The sequence below is a fragment of the Dietzia sp. CQ4 genome (assembly GCF_014145125.1).
GTDB lineage: Bacteria > Actinomycetota > Actinomycetes > Mycobacteriales > Mycobacteriaceae > Dietzia > Dietzia natronolimnaea.
Window position 1 is genome coordinate 1 of record NZ_JAALDZ010000175.1, and the last position, 3,185, is coordinate 3,185.

General features: G+C 70.1%; 5 protein-coding genes. 3 read left to right on the forward strand and 2 right to left on the reverse strand.

Annotated elements, in window-relative coordinates:
• Both G6031_RS10840 and G6031_RS10845 read left to right on the forward strand, forming a co-directional pair.
• On the forward strand, nucleotides 1-514 hold a 514-nt coding region (locus G6031_RS10840; protein ID WP_241737302.1), incomplete at its 5' end, for a response regulator transcription factor.
• Nucleotides 515-632: 118 nt separating this feature from the next.
• Nucleotides 633-1,250, forward strand: coding sequence for a GDSL-type esterase/lipase family protein (locus tag G6031_RS10845; protein WP_182653253.1), 618 nt, complete (start codon nucleotides 633-635; stop codon nucleotides 1,248-1,250).
• Here G6031_RS10845 and G6031_RS10850 read toward each other — a convergent pair.
• Nucleotides 1,247-1,648 carry a DUF6157 family protein gene (locus G6031_RS10850; protein ID WP_182653254.1) on the reverse strand — a complete coding sequence of 134 codons (402 nt, stop codon included), beginning with the start codon at nucleotides 1,646-1,648 and terminating at the stop codon, nucleotides 1,247-1,249. The genes G6031_RS10845 and G6031_RS10850 overlap by 4 nt on opposite strands.
• Nucleotides 1,649-1,768: 120 nt before the next feature.
• Between G6031_RS10850 and G6031_RS10855 the strand changes: the two genes are divergently transcribed.
• On the forward strand, nucleotides 1,769-1,912 hold the full coding sequence (locus G6031_RS10855) for a hypothetical protein (RefSeq protein WP_179524701.1): 144 nt from the start codon (nucleotides 1,769-1,771) through the stop codon (nucleotides 1,910-1,912).
• Between the two features lies 1 nt (nucleotide 1,913).
• Here the strand turns inward: G6031_RS10855 and G6031_RS10860 are convergent, their stop codons facing one another.
• Nucleotides 1,914-2,867, reverse strand: a complete 954-nt coding sequence (locus G6031_RS10860) for an L-lactate dehydrogenase (protein WP_179524702.1) — start codon at nucleotides 2,865-2,867, stop codon at nucleotides 1,914-1,916.
• Nucleotides 2,868-3,185 lie beyond the last annotated feature (318 nt).

The following is a 3,185-nucleotide window of genomic DNA, read 5'->3' on the forward strand; positions in this document are numbered from 1 at the left end:
GAGCGGCGCCCCCGCCACCTCCGGCGCCCCCGCCACCTCCGGCACGGCCGACGCGTCCGGCACGTCCGAGGCGCCCGCGTCGACCTTCCTCGCACTGAGTGTCTCGGACGCCGCGGAGGACGTGATCGCCGTGATCCGCGGCGGCGCGCGCGGATACGTCACCAAGACCATCTCCGGTGGGGAGCTCGCCGACGCCGTGCGCCGCGTGGCCGACGGGGACGCTGTGTTCTCCCCGCGCCTGGCCGGGTTCGTCCTGGACGCGTTCGCCCGCGCCGCTCCCGGGCCGGAGGAGCGGGGTGAGCCCGTCCACGACCCGGAGGTCGACTCCCTCACTCCGCGGGAGAAGGAGGTGCTGCGGTTGTTGGCACGCGGGTACACCTACAAGGAGATCGCGGAGAAGCTGTTCATCTCGGTCAAGACGGTGGAGACGCACGCCTCCAACGTGCTGCGCAAGACCCAGCAGTCCAACCGGCACGCGCTCACCCGCTGGGCGCAGTCCCGACACCTGGACTGACGCACGCCGCCCCCACCCTCGGTGCCGTGTCGTCGCGAAGAGCGTTCCGCACACATCTGCCCGGAGTGGGGTGTGCGGAACGCTCTTGACGTTGACGCCGGCCAGCTACCGTGGCGTCGTGAGCGAACCGCGCGACCTCCCCGTCTGCATCATCGGTGACTCCTTCGTGGCCGGGTACGGCGACGAGACCGGCCGGGGGTGGACCGCGCACCTGGTCGAGGAGGGTGCCGGGGCGGGTCTGAGCCTCCACACCACCGTCGCGGGGATCGGCGGGGACACCTCCGAGATGATCCTGGACCGTTGGGACGAGGTCGACCGCCGACGGGCCGCGTTCCCGACCACGGCGGTGATCGCGGAGTTCGGCGTCAACGACGTGATGGAGCACGAGGGTGCCCTCCGTGTCGAGGAGGTGGGCACGGTCTCGGCCCTGCGGGGGATGATCGCCCGTGCTCCCGAGGGGCGGTTCCTGGTGGTGGGGCCGCCACCGGTCATGTGGGAGCAGGTCAACGAGCGGATCGCCGCCCGTGCCGCGGCCATGGCCGCGGTGTGCGCGGAGGCCGGGGTGCCGTTCGTTCCGACCTTCGATTCACTGCGGCCCGGCGGCGCGTGGATGCGCGAGGTCACCGCCGGCGACGGGGCACACCCCGGCCCCGCCGGGTACGAGGAGTTCGCCCGGGTCATCTGCGACCCGGTGCTCGGGTGGCTGCGCTCCCTGCCGGACGTCGAGCCGGGCTAGCGGGAACTCTTCATGGCGGTCCTGATCGTCACGGACGGGTCGGCCTGCAGTTCGGCCAGACGGTCCGACCCCATGGGCAGCAGCGCGATCCTCCCGCCGGAGTCGAAGTGCATCGCCCAGCCGTACGTCTTGGTCAGCGGGGAGGTGCGCAGGCACGGTTGGCCCTTGGAGAAGAACCGCTCGCGTTCGGCCGCACGGTCCGCCTCCGCGATGCCCTTGCGAGCGCAGTGGACGTCGAAGATCAGATCGTCGCTCGTCCAGGTGTAGTCCGCACCCGAGAGCCTCTCGTACTGCAACTCGGCGATCGAGCGTCTCCCCGCGGGCGGCGCCGTGGCCGTCTCGGCCCGGGTGTCGGCCGCGGGCAGGATCAGTGTGTCGGTGTAGTCGGTGCTGTGCATGGCGCCCTCTCCTGTTCCCGGGGTGAGCGCGATGGTGTTCTCTCCGTCGCGGTCGGGGTCGGTGGTCTCCGGTAATCTGAGTATCGCCGCACGCCCCGTACGGCGGCAGGAGGATGAATCATGACGAGTCCGCAGAACCCTGACCGCATCGGCCAGCATTCCGAGGAGCCCGCGGACAAGGCCCGGTATGACCACGACGACGCGGTCGCCGACGAGTGGGGCGACGAGTCGTTCCCGGCCAGCGATCCCCCCGCGACCCCCTGACTCAGCGCAGTATCTCGAACTGCTCCGACACCGCCCGCAGCGCAGACGCGCTGCGGGCGAACTGTTCGGTCTCGGTGGCGTCGAGTTCCAGCTCCACCACGCGCTGTACGCCGGTCCGGCCGATCACCGCAGGGACGCCGATGAAGATCCCGTCCTGGCCGTACTCGCCCCGCAGCAACGTGGAGACCGGTAGCGACACCTGTTCGTTGCGCAGGACGGCGCGCGTGATGCGGGCGAGCCCCATGCCGATGCCGTAGCTGGTGGACCCCTTGGAGTCGATGATCCGGTAGGCGGCGTCCCTGGTCTCCGTGAAGATCTGGGCCAGCCGTTCCCGCGTGGCCGGGTCCCCGTCGAGATCCCGACGCAGTGGCACCCCGGAGACGTTGGCCGACGAGAAGACCGGTAGCTCGGTGTCGCCGTGTTCGCCGATGATCGAGGCGTGCACGCTCATCGGGGCGACGTCGTAGTACTCGCCCAGCATGAACCGGAAGCGCGCGGAGTCGAGGATCGTTCCGGAGCCGATGACCTGCGCGGAGGGCAGGCCGGAGTAGCGCCACGAGGCCTGGGCGAGGATGTCGACCGGGTTGGTGGCCACGAGCAGGATGCCGTCGAAGCCGGTCGCCATGACGTCGCCGACGATCCCCTCGAAGATCGCCATGTTCCTGCCGACCAGGTCGAGCCGCGTCTCGCCGGGGCGCTGGGCGGCGCCGGCGCAGATCACCACCATCGTGGCGTCCGCACAGTCGTCGTAGGTGCCCTCCGTGACGAGGGTGGGGGAGGGGGCCCACACGACGCCGTGGTTGAGGTCCATGACCTCGCCGACCAGTTTGTCGTGGTCGATGTCGATGATGGACAGGTGGTCGGCCAGGCCCTGGTTGACGAGCGCGTAACCGTAGGCGATGCCCACGTCCCCGGCGCCGATGAGCACGATGCGGTTCCCGATGGAGGCCTTCATGGTCACCGAGGGTAGATGCTCCGGGTGAACGACGGGGGACGACGACGAGGAGAACCCCGTTCGAACAGGTGTTCTTGCACTGTGTCGGACTCGTGGTGTTCACTGTTCCCCGTGATCGAAAAATAGTTCGATCCGAGCGGTTGGCGGCGTGTCGTCCGGGGTGGGAGTTGGTGGTGATGGTAGTGGGCACCTCTGTCGTTGATCTGTCCGGCCTCGGCACGGCGGACCGCGTCGCTGAGCTGCGTCGCCGACTGGCCACGATGCCCGGTGGGGGTCCGCCCGCCGCCGCGCGCTCGGGGGCGCCGGCGACCGCACACT